The sequence below is a fragment of the Pseudomonas canadensis genome (genome assembly GCF_000503215.1).
Taxonomy (GTDB): Bacteria; Pseudomonadota; Gammaproteobacteria; order Pseudomonadales; family Pseudomonadaceae; genus Aquipseudomonas; species Aquipseudomonas canadensis.
On sequence record NZ_AYTD01000013.1, the window covers coordinates 702,333 to 722,242 of the forward strand.

18 protein-coding genes are annotated in these 19,910 nt (G+C 62.0%); 8 read left to right on the forward strand and 10 right to left on the reverse strand.

Annotated features, from left to right (window positions below; translation table 11 throughout):
- The first annotated feature begins 33 nt into the window (after positions 1-33).
- Positions 34-1,281, forward strand: a complete 1,248-nt coding sequence (locus U367_RS0112185; RefSeq protein WP_028617171.1) for a hypothetical protein — start codon at positions 34-36, stop codon at positions 1,279-1,281.
- Here the strand turns inward: U367_RS0112185 and U367_RS0112190 are convergent, their stop codons facing one another.
- Positions 1,282-1,869 (reverse strand): TetR/AcrR family transcriptional regulator, encoded by a 588-nt coding sequence (locus U367_RS0112190; RefSeq protein WP_016976475.1) that lies wholly within the window; start codon positions 1,867-1,869, stop codon positions 1,282-1,284.
- Positions 1,870-1,977: 108 nt separating this feature from the next.
- On the opposite strand from U367_RS0112190, the gene U367_RS0112195 reads away from it, so the two are divergent.
- Together U367_RS0112195 and solA are read left to right on the forward strand one after the other, a co-directional pair.
- Positions 1,978-3,216, forward strand: a complete 1,239-nt coding sequence (locus tag U367_RS0112195) for an epoxide hydrolase family protein (protein WP_028617172.1) — start codon at positions 1,978-1,980, stop codon at positions 3,214-3,216.
- Positions 3,217-3,283: 67 nt separating this feature from the next.
- Positions 3,284-4,459, forward strand: coding sequence for an N-methyl-L-tryptophan oxidase (gene solA / locus U367_RS0112200; RefSeq protein WP_028617173.1), 1,176 nt, complete (start codon positions 3,284-3,286; stop codon positions 4,457-4,459).
- A gap of 273 nt (positions 4,460-4,732) precedes the next feature.
- Here solA and U367_RS0112205 read toward each other — a convergent pair whose 3' ends face one another.
- A complete protein-coding gene (locus U367_RS0112205) occupies positions 4,733-5,455 on the reverse strand; it encodes a BPL-N domain-containing protein (protein WP_028617174.1) in 723 nt (240 codons plus the stop codon).
- A gap of 126 nt (positions 5,456-5,581) precedes the next feature.
- Here U367_RS0112205 and U367_RS0112210 point away from each other — a divergent pair, with 126 nt between their 5' ends.
- Positions 5,582-6,208 carry a LysE family translocator gene (locus U367_RS0112210; protein ID WP_028617175.1) on the forward strand — a complete coding sequence of 209 codons (627 nt, stop codon included), beginning with the start codon at positions 5,582-5,584 and terminating at the stop codon, positions 6,206-6,208.
- Here the strand turns inward: U367_RS0112210 and U367_RS0112215 are convergent, their stop codons facing one another.
- Positions 6,209-6,835, reverse strand: a complete 627-nt coding sequence (locus U367_RS0112215; RefSeq protein ID WP_028617176.1) for a glutathione S-transferase family protein — start codon at positions 6,833-6,835, stop codon at positions 6,209-6,211.
- Between the two features lie 68 nt (positions 6,836-6,903).
- On the reverse strand, positions 6,904-7,542 hold the full coding sequence (locus tag U367_RS0112220) for a TetR/AcrR family transcriptional regulator (RefSeq protein WP_028617177.1): 639 nt from the start codon (positions 7,540-7,542) through the stop codon (positions 6,904-6,906).
- A 135-nt stretch (positions 7,543-7,677) separates the two neighbouring features.
- On the opposite strand from U367_RS0112220, the gene U367_RS0112225 reads away from it, so the two are divergent.
- Entirely contained in the window at positions 7,678-8,118 is a 441-nt protein-coding gene (locus U367_RS0112225; protein ID WP_028617178.1) for a hotdog fold domain-containing protein, read from the forward strand.
- Positions 8,119-8,156: 38 nt separating this feature from the next.
- Here the strand turns inward: U367_RS0112225 and U367_RS0112230 are convergent, their stop codons facing one another.
- From U367_RS0112230 to U367_RS0112250, 5 genes are all read right to left on the reverse strand, one after another.
- Positions 8,157-9,893, reverse strand: a complete 1,737-nt coding sequence (locus tag U367_RS0112230) for an OPT family oligopeptide transporter (protein WP_028617179.1) — start codon at positions 9,891-9,893, stop codon at positions 8,157-8,159.
- A gap of 283 nt (positions 9,894-10,176) precedes the next feature.
- A complete protein-coding gene (locus tag U367_RS0112235; protein ID WP_028617180.1) occupies positions 10,177-12,234 on the reverse strand; it encodes a methyl-accepting chemotaxis protein in 2,058 nt (685 codons plus the stop codon).
- A gap of 220 nt (positions 12,235-12,454) precedes the next feature.
- A complete protein-coding gene (locus U367_RS0112240) occupies positions 12,455-12,745 on the reverse strand; it encodes a DUF3144 domain-containing protein (protein ID WP_028617181.1) in 291 nt (96 codons plus the stop codon).
- Positions 12,746-12,784: 39 nt separating this feature from the next.
- Positions 12,785-13,480, reverse strand: coding sequence for a tRNA (adenine(22)-N(1))-methyltransferase (locus tag U367_RS0112245; RefSeq protein ID WP_028617182.1), 696 nt, complete (start codon positions 13,478-13,480; stop codon positions 12,785-12,787).
- Positions 13,477-14,196 (reverse strand): FadR/GntR family transcriptional regulator, encoded by a 720-nt coding sequence (locus tag U367_RS0112250; RefSeq protein ID WP_028617183.1) that lies wholly within the window; start codon positions 14,194-14,196, stop codon positions 13,477-13,479. Before U367_RS0112250 ends, U367_RS0112245 begins: the two co-directional genes overlap by 4 nt.
- A gap of 382 nt (positions 14,197-14,578) precedes the next feature.
- On the opposite strand from U367_RS0112250, the gene U367_RS0112255 reads away from it, so the two are divergent.
- Both U367_RS0112255 and gudD read left to right on the forward strand, forming a co-directional pair.
- A complete protein-coding gene (locus U367_RS0112255) occupies positions 14,579-15,940 on the forward strand; it encodes an MFS transporter (protein ID WP_028617184.1) in 1,362 nt (453 codons plus the stop codon).
- Between the two features lie 19 nt (positions 15,941-15,959).
- A complete protein-coding gene (gene gudD / locus U367_RS0112260; protein ID WP_028617185.1) occupies positions 15,960-17,285 on the forward strand; it encodes a glucarate dehydratase in 1,326 nt (441 codons plus the stop codon).
- Between the two features lie 119 nt (positions 17,286-17,404).
- Here the strand turns inward: gudD and U367_RS0112265 are convergent, their stop codons facing one another.
- A complete protein-coding gene (locus U367_RS0112265) occupies positions 17,405-18,328 on the reverse strand; it encodes an ABC transporter substrate-binding protein (protein ID WP_028617186.1) in 924 nt (307 codons plus the stop codon).
- Between the two features lie 241 nt (positions 18,329-18,569).
- Between U367_RS0112265 and U367_RS0112270 the strand changes: the two genes are divergently transcribed.
- Positions 18,570-19,811: an acyl-CoA dehydrogenase family protein gene (locus tag U367_RS0112270; protein WP_028617187.1), complete on the forward strand. Its 1,242-nt coding sequence runs from the start codon at positions 18,570-18,572 to the stop codon at positions 19,809-19,811.
- Positions 19,812-19,910 lie beyond the last annotated feature (99 nt).

The window sequence follows — 19,910 nt, forward strand, 5'->3', positions numbered from 1 at the left end:
GTTCCTCGCCTGTCGATAAGGAAGTCCTGTCCCATGAAGTTGCCGTTTTCCGCTGCCCTGCTCGCGTCAGCCCTGCTGTCGCCTTCCTTTGCCCAGGCCGACGACGCCGCGTTGGTCGACACGCTCAAGGCCTTCACCCGTTGTGACGAGACGTTCTTCAGCCGCCTGAACACGCACCGTGATGCGTGGCAGGCCTATGCCCCGCTCAAGCAGGAAAAGAACTTCACCTGGATAGCGGTGCGCGACCGCACCGAACCCAAGGCCTCGGCAGTGCCGGTGACCGCGCCGGCCATCGCGGGGTTGAAGTTGTTGTCCTATAACGATGAGGTCAGCGATCTCGGCCCGCTGGGCCTGTATTACTTCTGGGGCTTCACGGTGGACGGCACGATGGATGAAGTCGCCCCGCGCGTCGCGGCGTTGCTGGACCAACCCGGTGCGCTGCAAAAAGGCGAGGGGCAATACACGCGCAGCGAGTTGAAGGTGGGCAACAGTTGGCAGGCGATCAAGCCCATGCCGGGCAAGGCACCGGGGCTGCGCAATGTGGAGCGGGTGCTGATCGTGGAGCCGGAGGGCAAGCATTCCCGCGTGAGCTGTTCGGTGCAGGGTGGCGTGAATGCCGGGTTGCTGGCGTTGTTGCGGCCGGACATCGCGCCAGTGGATTACCCGCGCACCGTGGCCGACACCCATCTGGCCGATGTGCCGGTGCCACCCAACGTGCTCCAGGGCCTCGACGCGCCACTGTTGCAGCCCAAATTCAAGACGTTGAGCTACAGCTATCTGTCGAAGAACGCCGCGGGCAAGGACGCGCCGATCACCATCCGGTTCAAGGCCGAGGGCGGTTTGTTGGTGAAGAATGAAGCCTACGGCGGCGCCTTCAATGTGGACCGCCTGATGCTGGCGGACCTGATCCAGCTGAAATCGAAAATGAACGGCGTGGGCGAAGGCCAGGTGCTGCAGACCCGAGAGGCCGAGGTGAAACTGCCGACGAGCTGGGCGCCGGGCCAAACCCTGAGTGCGCACCTGAAGATGGCCAATGTGCCGGTCAAGCCTACCGACAAACCGGTCGAAACCACCTTGACCTGCAAGGTGGGCGAGCGCTTCCCGGCGCGCCAGGTGTTTGCGTCGTTGACGGGTGATGCCATTCGGTTGACCTGCGAGCAGGACGGTTATTCGTCCAATCGCGCGTTTATCGAAGACCTGGGCGTCGCGTTGACGCTGGAGTCGACGTCGAGCCAGACCCACTATGTGAATGAAATCCAGACCCTCGACGTGGTGCGCTGACTAAAGCCCCTGCCCCTGCAAAAACGTGTCGACCTGGCGTTCGAAGCCAGGTCGCTCGAACTTCACGAGCGCCATGCGCCACAGGCCTTGCAGGTAGGTAAGGATCACCGAGGCGGTCACTTGCGGGTCGAGGGCGGCTGGTAGCAGGCCTTGGGCCTGATCTTCGCCCAGGCGCTCGGCCATGATGCCGCGCACCGCTTCCAACCCCTGCTCGGCGCGCTCGCGCAACTCCGGGTCTGACAACACCACGTCCGTCACCATCGCGGCCACCATGCACAGGGGCGATGGCATCTGTGCGCCTTCCAGGTCATCGAGGATCACGCTGAAAAATGCGCGAATACCCTCGGCCGCCGTGGGCGCTGACACCAAGGCTTCCAGGCGCCGCGCCACCACATCGTCTTCGTAACGCTGCACGCAGGCCAGGTACAGCTGCTTCTTGCTCTTGAGCGAGTTGTAGAAGGAGCTTTCACCGATGTCCATGACCTTGAGCAAGTCGCGCAGGCCGGTGGCGACGTAGCCGCGCTGCCAGAACAACACCTTGGCCTTCTCGACGGCCTGGTCGTAATCAAACGCAATTTTTCTCGCCATGGGTCACCTGCCGATTCTGTATCGGCCGATACAATATCATTGACGAGGGATTTCTGCTCAGGCTATTTTGTAGCGACCGTTACAAACCATAGAACCCTGGAGACAGAAATGCCCGCGACATTCGATTTTTCCGCCCATCGCCCCTTGGTATTGCCGCCAGCCACAGAGGCCGTCACCCCGTTTGAGGTGCACGTGCCCCAGGCCGCCATCGAGGATTTGCAACTGCGTTTGCGCCTGGCCCGTTGGCCCGATCAGGAGTTGGTGGAGGACTGGTCCCAAGGTGTGCCGTTGGATGCAGCGAAGTCGCTGGTGGACTACTGGCTCAACGGTTATGACTGGCGCACGTTTGAAGCGCGCTTGAACAGCTTCCCGCAGTTCCGTACGCGGATCGACGGCGTGGGTATTTACTTCATTCACGCCCTCTCGCCGCACCCGAACGCTACGCCCATTTTGCTGACCCACGGTTGGCCCGGCTCGGTGTTGGAGTTCCTGAATGTAATCGAGCGCCTCACCGATCCGGTGGCGTTCGGCGGCAAGGCTGAAGACGCGTTCCATGTGGTGGTGCCGGCGATTCCCGGCTACGGCTTTTCCGACAAACCCACCGAGCAAGGCTGGAATCCGGCGCGCATCGCCCGGGCCTGGGCGGTGCTGATGACGCAGCGGTTGGGTTACAAGCACTGGGTGGCCCAGGGCGGCGACTGGGGTGCGGCCATCACCACCGCGTTGGCCGGCCAGGCACCCGAGGGGTTAAAGGCGGCGCACGTGAATTTGCCGATGGTGGTGCCGGCGCAATTACCCGCCCGCCCCACCGAAGAAGAGCGCCAGGCCCTTGAAGACATCGAGCGTTACGTCAGCGACAAGGCCGGCTACGCCAACCAGATGAACACCCGCCCGCAAACCATCGGTTACGCCCTGAACGATTCGCCGGTGGCCCTGGCCACGTGGATGTATGAAAAGTTCTGGGAGTGGACCGACAACAACGGCCGCCCCGAAGACGCACTCACCCGCGACCAGATGCTCGATGACATCTCGTTGTACTGGTTCACCGGCACCGGCACGTCCAGCGCGCGCCTGTATTGGGAAGGCGTGGGCGCGACCATTCGTGGCGCGGACTTCTTCTCGTCGTCGCGCGGCGGCGTGGAGCATATCCAGGTGCCGATGGGCGCGAGCATTTTCCCCGCCGAAACCTTCAAGCCGCCACGGGCGTGGGCAGAAGCGGCATGGGCCAACCTGTTCTATTGGAATGCTGTGGACAAGGGCGGGCATTTTGCGGCGTTTGAACAGCCGCAGATTTTTGCCGAGGAACTGTGGAAGGCATTCCGGCCGTTTCGCGCAACCACAGGCTGATTGGACCCTTGTGTTTTAGCCGTGGCTGCACTCAACTATGTGGCCTCCCCTCTAGCGAGTATCGACATTGGAACGTTATGAATCGCTGGTCATCGGCTTGGGCGCCATGGGTGCCGCCACGGTGTACCAACTGGCCAAGGCCGGTGTAAAGGTCGCCGGTATCGACCGTCATCACCCGCCCCACACGTTTGGCTCCAGCCATGGCGATACGCGGATCACGCGGTTGTCGGTGGGTGAAGGCGCGCAGTACGTGCCCATCGTGCGTAATTCCCATCGCATCTGGCGGGAGTTGGAGGCGCTGTCGGGGGAGTCGCTGTTCGAACAGTCGGGGTTGCTGGTGCTCACCTCCCGTGAGGATTTCGACCCAAGCGATGAAACCGACTTCACCCTGCGTACCATCGGCCTGGCGCAAACCTACGGTATCGAGCATGAGGTGCTGGACGCGGCGCAGATTCGCCAGCGCTTTCCCCAATTTGCCCAGGTGGCCGACAGCGCCATCGGCTATTACGAACCGGGCGGCGGGTTTGTGCGGCCCGAGCGTTGCATCGAGGTGCAACTGCGCCTGGCCGAGCAACAGGGCGCGACGTTGTACACAGGCGAAACCGTGACCCACATCAGTTCGGATGAACAAGGCGTCACGGTGACCACTGACCAGCGCACCTTGCAGGCCGACAAGCTGGTGGTCAGCGCGGGCAACTGGGCGGGGGGTTTGCTGGGGGCGCCGTTTGATCGGTTGCTCAAGGTCTATCGTCAGCAGCTGTTCTGGTTCGAAACGGAGCCGGATGCGGCGCTGGTCGGCGCGTCTCCTACGTTCATTTTTACCCATGGGCCGGGCGAGGGTTATACCAACTACGGCTTCCCCGCGTTACCTGGCGAGGGCAGTTTGAAAGTGGCGACGGCGCAGTATCACACCGTGTCCACGCCGCAGACGCTGGACCGCACGGTGTCGCCCACCCAGGAACGGGAGATGTACGAGCAACAGGTGCAGGGCCGCATCGCCGGGCTGACGGCCAAGGTGGTCAAGTCAGCGGTGTGCGCCTACACGGTGACGCCGGACCATCATTTCATCATCGACCGGCACCCGAGGTTGCAGCACACCTTGGTGGTGTCGCCGTGTTCGGGGCATGGTTTCAAGCATTCGGCGGCATTGGGTGAGGCGTTTGCGCAGTGGTGCGTGAAGGGCGAGAGCGAGTTGGATCTGTCGTCGTTTTCGTTGAAGCGTTTTGAAGGGCAATCGTTCTAAGGACCAGCCGTTTCAGGGTCTTTGAAAAACCGGCGATATCTGGCTGATACCCTCCCATTAAGGGCGAACACTACAACTGTGGCGAGCGGGCTTGTCCCGCGTTGGGTTGCGAAGCGACCCTAGAAGGATGAATGCGGTGAGTCAGGCACTCTTCGGCCGCTGCTCCTGGGGCTGCTTCGCAGCCCAACGCGGGACAAGCCCGCTCGCCACACGGTACTTATCGCCATCTCTACCTAAAGACCTTGAAAGGGCTGGTTCTAGGGACGAGAGGCTTCAAAAGCTGCGGACCAATGAACCAAACAGATCACCCTCGGGCATTTTGCTCACTGGGATCTCGGCATTTTCAAACCACTCCCGACTGGCCTCAGGGTGCGGGCCGCTCAGCACCACCACGCCCTTTTCATAGGTATACCGCGCCGCCGCGACGTCACCGTTGCGGTAGGTGGCGATGGTTTTATACGACCCTTTCGGAAAGTACGGGCCATCCTGGAAGAAAACGTGGTCAGGCTTGCCCGCCCACGTGACCTGCACCGCGGCGTCGGCGATGCCGGGCACTTCGAAACCGGGGCGGCCGACTTCGCCGTCGAGGTCCTGGGGGATCAGGCCAAGGTTGTTGTCATCCGCCAGGTAGGCGCCCATGCACAAGCCCAAATAGCGCCCGCCGTGGGCGACGTAGTTGCGGATGGCCTCGCTGCGCGCATCACCCAGGCTGCGCAGCGCTGCGGGAATGTCCTGGCCGCCGCCGGGTTGCACGTAGAGGTCATAGCGCGCCAGGGTTTGCGGCGTGATGTCGATCGACTCATCCGCGCCAACAAAATCGATGTGATAGTTGGGGTTGAGTCGATGCAGGGCCTTCGCCACATTTTCGGAACAGTCGTCACAACCCGCCGGGCCCCGGTAGATGGCGACATGGGTGATAGGCGTCGCGGCCTCGGCCGGTGGCGGCAGTAACAGGACAAAGGCAAACAACGTGGCAGTGACGGCTCGCAGGTTCATGGCGATGGGCTCCAGGGCAGACATCCCAAAGCCTATAGCGATCGCGCCGTTCAATCCGTTAACAGTTGTAAACGCCATTCACTTGAGGATAACTGGGGGCCGTGCCCTATTTCGAGAGCGTCCGCCATGTTTGAACTCGCCTCCCTCATCACCTATGTCGCCGTAGTGATTGGCCTGTTTCTGATTCCAGGCCCCTCTGTGTTGCTGGTGATCACCCGCACCGTGCAAGGCGGACGCAAGGTCGGCGTGGCGACCGGGCTGGGCGTGGCGTGCGGCGACTTGCTGCATACCCTGGGCGCGGCGTTGGGGTTGTCGGCGATCCTGATGACCTCGGCCACGGCGTTCAACGCGGTGAAGTGGGCCGGCGCGGCCTACCTGATCTACCTGGGCGTACGCGCGTTCATGGCCAAGACCGGCACACAGGCGGGGCTGACCTTGCCTGCCGTCACCCCGCGCCAGGCATTTTTCCAGGCGGTGGGCGCCGAGGTGCTCAACCCGAAGACCGCGATTTTCTTCCTGGCGTTCCTGCCGCAATTCGTCCACCCGGAATCCGGCTCGTCGCTGGTTCAGTTCGCGGTGCTGGGCATGATCTTCTCGGTGCTCAGTGCGGTGTACACCAGCCTGCTCGCCCTCGCCATCCGCCCCTTGAGCCGAGGCATCAAGGGGCTGTCCAAACTGCGGCGCTGGGAAGGCAAAATCATCGGCACGCTGTTTATGGGCCTGGGGCTGAAGGTGGCGTTGCAGCAGCGTTAGTCACTTGGCAAACGCATACTCCCCGCCCTGCTCCACCGCCTTGCGATACGCAGGTCGCGCCTGGAATTTCTCCACCCACGCTGCCAGGTTCGGGTAGGCCTGCAACTTGCCCTGGGCCCTGGCGATTTCGCCGATAAAGCTCATCTGGACGTCCGCGCCGCTCAGCTCATCGCCAAGCAGGTAGGCTTTGCCCGCGAGCACGTCGTTCAGGTAACCGAGGTAGTTGGCCACTTCCGATTCGATCCGCGGATGCAACGGCGCGCCTGCCTCGCCCAGGCGGCCGACGTAGAGGTTGAGCATCAACGGCAACATGGCCGAGCCTTCGGCAAAATGCAGCCACTGCACGTAGTGGTCGTAGGTGGCGCTGGCGGGGTCCGGTTGCAGGCGGCCCTGGCCGTGGCGGCGGATCAGGTAGTCGATGATGGCGGCGGACTCGATCAGCACCAGGCCGCCGTCTTCGATCACCGGCGATTTGCCCAACGGGTTGATCGCCTTGAGTTCTGGCGGAGCGAGGTTGGTTTTCGGGTCGCGTTGGTAGCGCTTGATCTCGTAGGGCAGGCCGAGTTCTTCGAGCAGCCACAGGATGCGTTGCGAGCGTGAGTTGTTGAGGTGGTGGACGATGATCATTGAAGGCTCCGCAGGGCGAGAGGAATGTCTTGGAAACAGACTACGCCAGCCTCCAAGAGTGCCGACAATTAAATGTCTGCCGATTGTGCAGGCGTTTGGCTGATCGAGGCCCACGCCGCCTGCGCCAGCAACGCGGCGTAGTGATTGGGGCTGTGTTTGACCCGGCCGGATAACCACGCACGGGCATAGCTTTCGGCCGAGCCGATGATCAGCGACAGCAACAGTTCTGCCGGAATATGGCTGAACGCCTCGCGGCGGCCTTCGTCGCTCATCCACTCGGTCAATTGCGCATTGCGCTGCTTGTTGCGGGTGAGCAGTTCGTCCTTGTGCGGGCCGTTGGCCACGGCGAAACGGCTCTGGAACATAAAGCGCGCCCATTCGGGTTGCGCATCCACCCACTCCACATAACTGCGCACCAGCGCTTCCACACCGGCCTGGGCGGTTTGCGCCGGCTTCAGATAGTGGTCTCGCAAGGCGGCCTGATCTTCCAGCGCGGCAAAGAACAGCGCGGCGACGATGCCTTCCTTGTTGCCGAAGTGATGGTAGATGGCGCCCACGCTGGTCTCGCACCGCGCGCGGATGGTTTCGATATTCGTCGCTTCAATACCCACGTCGTTAAAGCTGGCCAGGGCCTCGCGCAGGATGCTGCGCTTGAGGTCGCTGCGCCGGCCCGGGAAGGTGCGCTCGATCAGGTCAGGTGCGTGCATGGAGTGGCTCGCCAAATGTACGGAGTCTAAAGGTACAGCCGCCTGCAGAGAAGGCATGGCTTGACACCCATGGAATTTACAGAATATCGTTCTTTTACAGAATATTATTCTGTTAACCCATTGCGAGGATAATCCATGAGCCAGTTTCTCAGCATGTTCAACAGTGCAGGCCCTGCAGCGTTCAGCCAAATGGCCTGCAAAGTGGCGCCCTACTTCAGCACCATCAACCCGGAAATCGCCGAACTGCGCCCTGGGCATGCGGTGGTCAATGTGCCGTTTCGCAAGGAAATCACCAACCACTTGGCGTCCGTGCATGCCATTGCGTTGTGCAACGCGGCGGAATTGGCAGGTGGGACGATGACGGACGTGTCGATACCGTCAGGTGCCAAATGGATCCCAAAGGGCATGACCGTGGAGTACCTGGCGAAGGCCAAGACGAACATCCGTGCCGTAGCGGATGGCAGCGGTATTGATTGGTCCACCGCGGGGGACAAGATCGTGCCGGTGGATATTTTTGATGAGGGCGAAGTGAAGGTGTTCACCGCCAGGATCACCATGAATGTGAAGATCGCCTGAGGCCATGGCGGCTGGCTCGGCAACTGCCGAGCCACGCTTCAGTGCACCATCGACCACAGTGAAGCACCTACGCCGGTGATGCTCTCCCCCGCAATCAAGCCAGCGGCGGCGGTAATCGCAAAGCGCTCGGTGAGGCTCGGCCAGCGGCAGCTCAGCAGCCAGGTCAGTATCGCGCCCAGGGCCATCATCAGCGAGACCGAGGCCGGCAGCACAAAGGCCAGGCCCAGGGCGGCGGCACTCGGGAGGAAGCGGGCACGATGGGCAGGCAAGGTGCTGTCCAGCACACCGAGCACTACGCCAACCAGGCCGCCGATGGCAATCGCCCAGCGAATGCTGGTGGACAGTGAATCCAACCCATGGGTGAGGGTTTGCGCCACGGCTTTCCAAGTAGCGACCGCCGGGGCCGGCCACTCTTCGGTGAGCAGCATGGTTTGCGGGTCCGGGATCAACGCCAGGTAGGCGAATACGCCAACGATACTGCCGATGAAAATCCCCAGGATCTGCGCGATCACCTGCTTATGCGGCGTGGCACCAATGGCCTTGCCCACCTTGAAATCATTCATCAAGTCGGTGCACTGCCCGGCCGAGCCACCGGCCGTGTTGGCGCTCATCAGGTTGATCGGCACCTGCCCCGGCGCGACGATGCCAAAGCTCAGCTGGGACAGTTGCCCAATGGCGCCGATGGGCGGAATGCCGGTGGCGCCCACCACGCGCGCGGCGACGGCGGCGAGGCAGATCGCCAATGGGATCGTGAGCAACGCCATGCCCAGATTAATGCCGAACAGCAGCGCCTGCAGACTCACCACCAGCACAATCGCCAGCACAAAACCGGCGGCCGGCCCCGGTTTTGGCACCGTCCAGGTCGATTCGCCGCCGGAGTGCGTTGATCGGTACAAGGCCCACAAACGAATCGCCAGCGAGGCCAAGGTGGAACACACCATCAAGCTCACGCCCGGCCACAGCAACCACTCCACCAGCGCGGCGAACTGCGGGCCGCTGCTGCCCGCAGGCAAGGTCACCAGGTGTTGCGCCAACAACCAGGGGCCCAGGCCACCCCACGCGAGCAAGGCGCCGAGCAGCAGGGTTAGGCCCACGCGAATGCCGATGATACCGCCGAAGCCCACCAGCAACAGCGAAGGGTCGGCGGTGAAGGTCAGGCGCTCCAACTGAGCGCTGGGCGACCAGCGCGGGAAGGCCCACATAAAAGTATCGACCCACTTGACCAGCCCGGAGAGCAACGCGGCGCTGAGCAGCACCTTCAAGCGCGTCGCGGCTTCGCGCCCATGGTTGTAGATGTGCAGCAAGGTTTCCAGGGTGGCCATGCCCTCGGGGAATTTCAGCGCCTTGTCATTCAGCAACGAGGGCCGTAGATACCAGGCGATCCAGATGCCCAGGAAACTCACCGAGAACACCCAGGCAATCATGGGGATAGCGTCCAACTGGTTGCCCGTCAGCAAGGTATAGGCCGGGATCGGCGCTACCAGTCCGCCGGAAATGATTGAAGCGGCGGCCGAGGCGACGGTCTGGTTGATGTTGCTTTCATGCAAGGTCCACGGCAGGTGGTCGGTGGAACGCTTGGCCACTCCTTGAAAGATGGCGTAGCCGATCAACAGCGCGATGATCGACATGTTGAACGACCAACCGATTTTCAACCCGGCGTAGACATTGGACGGCGTGAGCAGGATGCCGAGGACACTGCCAGTGATGACGGCGCGCAGGCTGAGTTCGCGGGTGACGGGGCCGTGCGGGAGGGTCGTTGGCGGGGCTGAAGTCATGCGGAGTCCTTTCGGCGACGAAACAGGGCGACCTAGTAAGTGAGCCCTGTAGAAGCCGAAGGTTCCTGTGGTGGGGGAGCTTGTTGTGGTGAGCAAGCTTCCTGTGGTGTGAGCGGGCGTCCTGTGGTGAGCGGGCTTGCCCCGCGCTGGGCTGCGAAGCGGCCCCATTCAAAACACCGCGCATCGTCAGTTAAACCGAGTCGCCAGAGTTCAGGGCTGCTACGCAGCCCAGCGCGGGGCAAGCCCGCTCACCACAGGAAGCGTGGTCACCACAAAAACCTGTTCAGCCCAGGCGAAACCGCGCGGTGTTGTCGCTCAATGCCTGGCTGCCTTTGCTCAAGGTGTCGGCCGCTCGGTTCACAGCCCGCGCGCCGTCGAGCAAACGCCCGGCCGCCTGGTCCACTTGCTGAATATTGCCGCTCACTTCATCCGCCGTCGCCGCTTGCTCTTCAACAGCAGTGGCGATCTGCGCCAGGGTGTCGGTGACGTGTTGCACCGCACCGGCAATCTCGCCCAAACGTGTGCCCAGCCCGGTGACGGATTCAGCATCCGTCAGTGCCTGTTCACACGCGGCGCCCATCAACGTGACCGCCTGGCTGACCGTGGCGCGCAGGCTGTCGACCGTGCCGGCAATCTGCGCCGTAGACGCCTGGGTGCGTTGCGACAAGCTGCGCACTTCATCAGCCACCACGGCAAACCCACGGCCCTGCTCACCGGCACGGGCGGCTTCGATGGCGGCGTTGAGCGCCAGCAGGTTGGTCTGCTCGGCAATGCCACGGATGGTGTCGACCACCGATTGAATCTGCTGGCCCTGCTGGCTGACCTGCTCCAGCGCATCGGCGGTGTCGGTCAGGCGCAGGTTGAGTTGCTGGATGCTGGCCGTGGTGCGCTGGCTGTCGCGGCTGCTGTCTTCGGCGATGCGTCGGGTCTGCTGGGCGCTGTCCGAGGCTTGTTCGCAGCTTTTGGCGACGCCCAGGGAGGTGGCGGCCAACTGGGTCGCGGCGGCGGCGATCTGGCTGATTTGCAGTTGCTGGTCTTCGACTTCGGTCAGGGTGCTGCCCGATTGCGAATTGAGGGTGAGCACCGCCGAGCCGAGTTGCTGCGTCTCGTGGTTGACCCCCAGCAGGCTGGTGCGCAGTTGCACCACCGCAACGTTGAGCGCGGTGCTGATGGCCGCGAGTTCGTCGCGCCCTTCCACCGCCACCTCGACGCACAGGTTGCCGTCGCGCAGGGACTCGGCCAGGGTGGTGATGCCGCTGGCGCTACGGCGGATCGAGGCTTGCAGGCATATGAACAGGTAAAGTGCGGCCAAGGCCAGCAGGCTGAATGTCGCCGCGACGGGAATGAATTTCTGCAGCGAACGATCACGGTAGTAACCCAAGCGCGCGTCCAGCGAATGCAGCGACTGGTTACGCAGCGCGCCGAGGCTGTCGAGCATCGCGTCGACACTGCGTTCGAAGCCTGCGGTGTCGAGCTTGATGGTGCCGCCGAAGACGCCGTCGTCGAGCACCTTGAGTTCGTTGTCCAGCCGTTGCAGGCTGTCGTCGTACTGCGCGGTCCAGGGTTCGAGACCGGCGTATTGCTTGGCCTTGAGCGAGCCTGCCGCCTTGACCAACTGGTCCCGCGCGTCGCCGATCCGACCGCGCAGGTCACGCATCTGCAAGCGGCTTTGCAACGTGAACTGCCCCGACGCGATAGACGACTGGCCGACACTGGCCATGCGCCCGATACGCTCGATCAGGTCAGGGGTGTGCTGGGTGGAAATCTGCATCAGCAGGTAGGTTTCCAGCCACGGGTCGAGGATCAGGCCAGCATCCAGGGTGATCTGCTCGCGCAGGGTTTGCATGGCGGTGAGCGCCGAGGTGAAACGGTCATAACCGTCCGGCCACCAGCCCACCGTGCGCAGGGATTGGGAGTCCATGCCCTTGACTGTCGCCTGCAAGGCGTCGAAGCGCGCGAGGATATCAGCGCTGGCGTTCTGTGCTTTGAGTGAATCGCCCAGGGTTTGCAGGCTTTGCAGGATCACCGGGAAATTGGCGTCGACCTTGTCCATCGCCGCCTTCGCCGCCGGGGTGGGCGCGTGCAGTATGTCCGCCGCCTTCCAGCGTGCGGCCAGGTTGCGCTGGGCCGTCAACTGGCCATCCAACGCGTCCAGGGCCAACAGTTGCCGGACACCGGACTGCTCGCTGGAAATCACGGTCAATTTGTCGCGATAGTCCGAGCCGATCATCCACAGGCTACCCGCCAGGGGCAGCATGAACAGGAAGAACAGGATCTGGAACTTGCGCGCAAAGCCGAAACGCCCCAACAGGCGGATACCCGGTGATAAAAGGCTGTGCATGTCCGACCACTCCCCAAAAACGACCCACGCGGTGCACCGCGGGGTGAAGCCTTGAAATGACTAACGGCAAAATGCCATGTCATTGATTAGCTTGACACTAGCAAGATACGGGCCGCTGTCAGCGCGCCCGAGATAGGCGGCGCGGGGAGCAGTCGCGAACGTAGCGTGCGCGAAAATGGGGCAAAAGCACTCAAGGCCTGTGCAGACCTGTAACAGTGGCCTATCGGGTCGACATGTACCGGTCAAAATTATTGATGTGATCGTCCAGATTATCCTCAAGCATCATCCGGTACTGGTCGCAGAAGTACTTCAACATCGCCTCCCGCGCCTCGGCCATTTCCGCGCCGGACTTGAAGTTGCGCGCGCTGGCCCAGGCATTGAAGCGCGTGGTGCCGAACATCATCGAGGCGCTGACCTGGCCGAGGTTTTCGTGAGCCTGGAGTTGCTCGTTCGACAATTCGATGTGCGCGTCGGCGCGGTCGTAGAAGGTGGGGTCGGTGGCGTCGGCCATGGTGGGTGTCCTAGGTCATCAGGTTTGAATGAAGGGGTATCAGGCCAGTAGCGCGGTAATCCATTTGGCCTGCTGCACGATCTCTTTTCGCTTCTCTTCCGGCACCGCTTGCCGAGCGTGCTCGAAGCTGGCCAGGGTCTTGTGTTTTTGGCGCAGCATACGTTGCCATTTGGCGATGAACACCGGGCTGCTCGCCTGCAGTTGCAGCGGCCCGAAGTACAACTGCTCAGCGGTGTAAGCCACTGGCCCGGCGCGCTCTGCGACAATGATCTCGTAGTAAAAGCGGTTTTCGCGCAGCAACTCTTCTCGAAGGATCGAGTAGCCGTTATCCATCAGCCATTGGCGCAACGGTTGCTCACCGCCGTTGGGTTGCAGGATCAATCGCTCTTGGCCGCTCAGGTGCCGCTTACCGCTTTCGAGAATGTCACGGATAGTCTCGCCGCCCATGCCGCAGACGCTGATCGCGGTGATGCCGTCATCGGGCTTCATGGCCGCCAAACCATCAGCCAGACGCACGGTGATCTGTTGCTCCAGGCCGTTGTCGCGCACGGTACGTTGCGCCGCATGAAAGGGTGTGGTCGCGACCTCCCCCGCCACTGCCATCGTGATCAGGCCACGCCGCATCAATGCTACCGGCAAATAACCGTGATCGGAGCCGATATCGGCCAGGCGCGCGCCCTTCGGTACGTTGGCGGCGACGCGCTCCAGTCGCAGGGATAGGGTGTGTTCGTTCAACGCCCCTGCTCCCCCGAAAAACGGTCCCGGCTGTTGGTCAGATGCAACACCATGGCGGCGCGGGCGGCGTCCGGGTCCTGGCGTTTGATCGCGTTGAAGATCGCCTCATGTTCCAGGTTCGCCAACTGGCCCAGTTGGGCAAAGTCGGCGCCGCCACGCTCATCGCCTTTCACCTGGGTGCGCGGGATCATCGCATTGCCCAAGTGCAGCATGATTTCAGTGAAGAAGGTATTGCCGGTGGCCTCGGCGATCAGTTGGTGAAAGCGTTTGTCTTCCTCCACGCAACTGTCGTTGTTGGCCAGGGACGCCTGGTAGTCGTCGAGTGCCTGGCGCATGTGGGCCAGTTGTTGGTCGGTGCGGCGCACGGCGGCCAGTGCGACGGCTTGCACTTCCAGGCCCAGGCGCAGTTCGAGCATGTTGCGCACGCTGGCCACCGTGTCCACATGCAGGCGCAGGCCCTGCTGGGCGTGCTGTTCCAGCACAAAGGTGCCGATGCCGTGACGTGTCTCCACCAAACCGGACGCCTGCAACTTGGAAATCGCTTCGCGCACCACGGTTCGGCTCACGCCATGCTCAGCCACGATGGTGGATTCAGAGGGCAGCTTTTCGCCGGGTTTCAACTGGCCGAGCAGGATGCGCTGGGTCAGCGCGTCGACCACGCCCTGGGCCAGGTTGGTGGAGCGTTTACGGACAGCGGGTCCATGTTCAATGGGCATAGTGACGAATCCACAGAGTTAGCGGGTGCGAGCTTAACACCCTGTAGGAGCGAGCTTGCTCGCGAAAAACCTGAGCACGCCGCGTTCATCCAGGGTGCCCGCGTTATCTTTGACGTTTTTCGCGAGCAAGCTCGCCCCTACACAGAATGTCGTGTGAGGCAGAAGATCTCAACTTGTATGACAACCAACATTGATCCAGTTACCGTCCTCCGCAAACACCCAGCCCCGAAAACCCATTAAAACCTAATGTATGCTCAAAAAACCTGTTTATAAATACAAAAAAATCACCCACCCCATTGCGACCTGAAAAAAACAACTTGTATGATGTCTATCAACAAGACACGCAAACCCGCATAAAAATAATCAGGGGGAGTTTTGAATTGTGACCAATTCAATCCATGTATCTGCCGTACCCGAAAGTGATCTCGTCCTCGCGCGCGCCGTGAGCAAAGTGAAGCGCCATGTGCTGCCACTGTTCGTGATCATGTTCATCCTCAACTACATCGACCGGGTCAACATCGGCTTTGTGCGCACGCACATGGAGCACGACCTGGGCATCGGCGCCGCCGCCTATGGCTTCGGCGCCGGACTGTTCTTCATCGGCTATGCCCTCTTCGAAGTGCCCTCCAACATGTTGCTGCAAAAGGTCGGTGCGCGTATCTGGCTGACTCGCATCATGTTCACCTGGGGCATCGTCGCCACGCTGATGGCGTTCATCCAGAACGAAACCCACTTTTACATCCTGCGCTTCCTGCTGGGTGTGGCCGAGGCCGGTTTCTTTCCTGGGGTGATCTACTACTTCACGCGCTGGCTGCCTGGCGTGGAACGCGGTAAAGCCATCGCCATCTTTTTGAGCGGCTCGGCGGTTGCGTCGCTGATTTCCGGCCCGCTGTCAGGCGTGCTGTTGCAAATCGAAGGCTTTGGCTTCCACGGCTGGCAATGGATGTTCGCCATTGAAGGCTTGGCTTCGGTGGTGATTGGCTTCTTTGTGTGGTTCTGGCTGGACTCCAAACCTCACGACGCAAAATGGATGAGCCGCGAAGAGCAGGACGTGCTGGTCAATGCCATCGATCAGGAACAGCGCGACCGTGAGGCCCTCACCAGCGTCAAGCCGACCCTCGGCAAGCTGCTCAAGGACCGCCAGATCCTGCTGTTCTGCGCGCTGTATTTCTGCATCCAACTGACGATCTACGCCGCCACCTTCTGGCTGCCGAGCATCATCAAGAAAATGGGTGACCTCAGTGATGTGCAGGTCGGGTTCTTCAACTCGATCCCCTGGCTGATCTCGATCATCGCCATGTACGCCTTCGCCTCGTTGTCGGGCAAGTTCAAGTTCCAGCAGGCATGGGTGGCGGCAGCGCTGTTGATTGCGGCAGCGGGCATGTTCATGTCCACCACGGGCGGGCCGGTCTTTGCCTTTGTAGCGATCTGCTTTGCGGCTATCGGTTTCAAGTCGGCATCGTCACTGTTCTGGCCGATTCCCCAGGGCTACCTGGATGTGCGTATCGCCGCCGCCGTGATCGCGTTGATCAACTCTATCGGCAACCTGGGCGGCTTCGTTGCGCCCACCACGTTCGGCTTCCTGGAACAGACCACCGGTTCGATCCAGGGCGGGCTCTATGGTCTGGCCGGCACGTCGGTGCTCGCAGCGATCCTGGTGTTTTTCGCCAAGACCGCGCCCTCTGCCGCGCTGACGTCACCGAGCGCCGTGCCCACCCGCGCCGCCCTCAGCAAACCTCTTTAAGACCATTCAGGAACTTGCCATGACTACGCCCGTCGTTACTCACTTCCAGGTTATCCCCGTCGCCGGCCACGACAGCATGCTGCTCAACCTCAGCGGCGCCCACGGCCCGTACTTCACACGCAATATCGTCATCCTCAAGGACAGCTCCGGCAACACCGGCGTGGGTGAAGTGCCCGGCGGCGAACGCATCCGCGAAACCCTGGAAGACGCCCGCAGCCTGGTGATCGGCCAACCCATCGGCCAGTACCAGCGCATCCTCAACCAGATGCGCAGCACTTTTGCTTCCCGCGACGCGGCGGGTCGTGGTTTGCAGACCTTTGACCTGCGCATCACCATCCATGCCGTCACCGCCATGGAAGCCGCGCTGCTCGACCTGCTGGGTCAGTTTCTCGAAGTCCCGGTGGCCGCCCTGCTCGGTGAAGGACAGCAACGCGACGCGGTAAAAATGCTCGGCTATCTGTTTTATGTCGGCGACCGCGGTGCCACCGACCTGGCCTACCGCAACGAAGCCGACAGCGACGATGAGTGGTTCCGCCTGCGCCACGAAACCGCGCTGACGGCCGACGCCGTGGTGCGCCTGGCCGAAGCCGCCAAAGCCAAATATGGTTTCAATGACTTCAAGCTCAAAGGCGGCGTGCTGAGCGGCGACGAAGAAATCGAAGCCGTCACCGCCCTGGCCGAACGCTTCCCGGATGCGCGTATCACCCTCGACCCGAACGGCGCCTGGTCATTGAAAGAAGCCATCCGCCTGTGCCGCGACCAGCACCACGTACTGGCCTACGCCGAAGACCCCTGCGGTGCCGAAAACGGCTACTCGGGCCGCGAAGTCATGGCTGAATTCCGCCGTGCCACCGGCCTGAAAACCGCCACCAACATGATCGCCACCGACTGGCGCGAAATGGGTCACGCAATCCAACTGCAATCGGTGGACATCCCCCTCGCCGACCCACACTTCTGGACGATGCAGGGCTCGGTACGCGTTGCGCAGATGTGCCATGAATGGGGCCTGACCTGGGGCTCGCACTCCAACAACCACTTCGACATTTCCCTGGCGATGTTTACCCAGGTCGCCGCAGCAGCACCGGGCGACATCACCGCCATCGACACCCACTGGATCTGGCAGGACGGCCAGCACCTGACCAAGGCGCCGCTGAAAATCGAAGAGGGTTATGTAAAAGTGCCGAGCAAGCCTGGCCTGGGGGTGGAGATCGACATGGACGCGGTCGCCAAGGCCCATGAGGTGTACAAAGGCATGGGCCTCGGCGCGCGGGATGACAGCGTGGCGATGCAGTTTTTGATTCCGGGGTGGCGCTTCAACAACAAGCAGCCGTGCCTGGTGCGCTGATTCAGATGTTTGTAGGGGCGGGTTTGCTCGCCAAATACTCGAGACCGCCGCAGTCCTCCTGAATGCCCGCGTTATCGTTGGCACTCTTGGCGAGCAAGCTCGCTCCTACAATCAAGGATTTAAAGCACCCGATCAAACAACGGCGCCACGTCATACCGCTGCTTCAACATCTGCGCATCCACCAGAAAATCCGCCGTGGCCTGGGCCTCGCTGATAATCGTCGGCGAGATCGGCAGCACCTTGATCGCATCGCGCTTGAACCACACTTTGGCGATGTCCGGCGCCGACTGGTTGGCCTTCGACCAGGCTTCGGCGTATTCATCCACGTGGGTGTTACTCCACACCCGAGCGCGGGTCAGGCGGGCAATAAAGTCCTTGATGATCGCGCTTTTCTGCGCCAGCGCCGGCTCGTAGGCGACGATGTAGGTCGGTGCGCTCATCAGGCCCTTGGCGTTGCGGATCAGGGTGCTGCCTTCTTTTTCCTGCAACGACACGTAGGGTTCCCAGGTGCCGAAGGCGTCGATGTCGCCCTGGGTCAGCGCCAGGCTGGCCTCAGCCGGCAGCAGGTATTTGAAGTGGACGCTGCTGCGCGGCACCCCGGCTTCATCCAGCGCTTTATAGGCCAGTTGTTGGCTCCATGAGCCGTTCCAGATGGCGACGGTCTTGCCCTTGAGGTCGGCCACCGACTGAATGCCCTTGCGCGCGACGATGCCCACGCCGTCGAGGCTGGTCTGGGTGCTGGCGACGACTTTGACCGGTGCGCCATTGGCGGCCAGGCTGATCACCGGGGTGTCGCCGACGATACCTACGTCCAGCGCGCCGCTGGCCACGGCCGAGGCCACCGGCGAGCCGGTGTTGAAGCGCTTGAAGTCGATTTTATAAGGCAAGTCTTTCAGCTCGCCCGACAGCTCCAGCACGATGCGGTTGGAGAAGAACTGGTCACCCACGGTAAGGGTCAGCGGTTCGGCGGCGCCGGCCGATGGCCCATACAAAGCAAGAGAGGCCAGGCCCAGCAAAGACAGCAGTGTTCGACGGTTGATCATGGAAAATCCCACAGGGTTGGAGGGTTGGTTCAACCATCCGTGGGCGTGCAGTCTGGTCGCTGGTCGTAGAAGCTAACGCAATAAAAGCGCGGGGTTTAATACTGTTGGGCACTATCGATAGAACCGTCGTACAGGTCGCTAGCTGCTTTTCGTATTAAAAACTTCGCCGCGCCTGAGTTAGGGTGAGCTCACCAGACCACTGGACCCCAGCACCTGAACCATTTTCTGCAAGGTCCATTGCATGTCGATTCCCGCTTTGAACATCTGGGGCGTACCGCCCACTGCCCGTTACGAACAACTGGCCGCACCGTTTCGCCCGCTCTTTGCACAGATTCTCGCGCAGGCGGCGGTGGCGGATCAGACACGCGGCAGCCTCGCCACCGTGATCCAGCAACTGAACGCCTTGGGCCTGCCGCGCTGGCGCCTGCCAGCGAGTTATGGCGGCCAGGATGCAACGTTGGTCGAGTTGCTGGCGCTGCTCACAGAACTGTCCGCCGCCGACTCCAACATCACCCAGGCCCTGCGCGGGCACTTCGGTTTTTGCGAAGACGTGCTCAGCGCCAAGGACTTGGATTGGCGCGCCAAGTGGCTGGACAGGCTCGGCCAGGGTGCCCTGCTCTCTCCCGGCAGCACTGAAGTCGGCAACCAGGCCCGTGGCGATTTCGAAACCCGCCTGCACCGTGACGAAGCCGGCGCCTTGCGCATCAGCGGCAGAAAGTTCTACACCACCGGCGCGCTCTACAGCGACTTGATCAACACCATCGCGACGGGCGAAGACGGCACGATCTACAGCGTAGTCGTCGACCTCAAGGCCCCCGGCGTGCAGATCGTCGATGACTGGAATGGCTTCGGCCAACGCCTCACCGCCAGCGGCACCTGCATCTTCGACAATGCGCCCGTGGTGGATGACGATGTACGCCCCACCCAACAGCGCTTTGGCCACGGCCAGTCGTTCTTCCAGCTCTACCACCTCAGCACCCTCGCCGGCATCGCCCGCCGCGCCGCCCTCAGCGGTGCCGAGGAACTCAGCCAACGCGCGCGCACCTTCACCACCGGCAATGCCGACACCGCCGGCCAGGACGTACAACTGCTGCAGGTGATCGGTGAAGTCGCCAGCCAAGCCTACGCCGCGCAAGCCATCGCCCAGCAAGCGGCGCAACGGCTGGAGCACACCGCACGGTATGTGATCGCCCATGACCAGCCATTGCACGATGACGATCCGCAGATTGCGCTGGCTGAATTGGAAGTGTGCCTGGCAGTGAACCCGGTGGTGGATGCGACACTGGCGGCCACCACGGCGCTGTTCGATGCACTGGGCGCCAGTGCCACCGCCAGTAACAAGGCGCTGGACCGGCTGTGGCGAAACGCGCGAACCCTGGCGAACCACAACCCGCGCGTGTACAAATCGCGGATTGTGGGGAATTACCTGGTGAATGGGATTTTGCCGCCTGCGCAGTGGCGAGTAGGCGTGGCGAAGGTATAACGGCCATAACTTGGCCCTATGCTGAGCGGGCCTCTGTATGTTGAGCGGGCTTGCTGTGGTGAGCGGGCTTGCCCCGCGCTGGGCTGCGAAGCAGCCCCA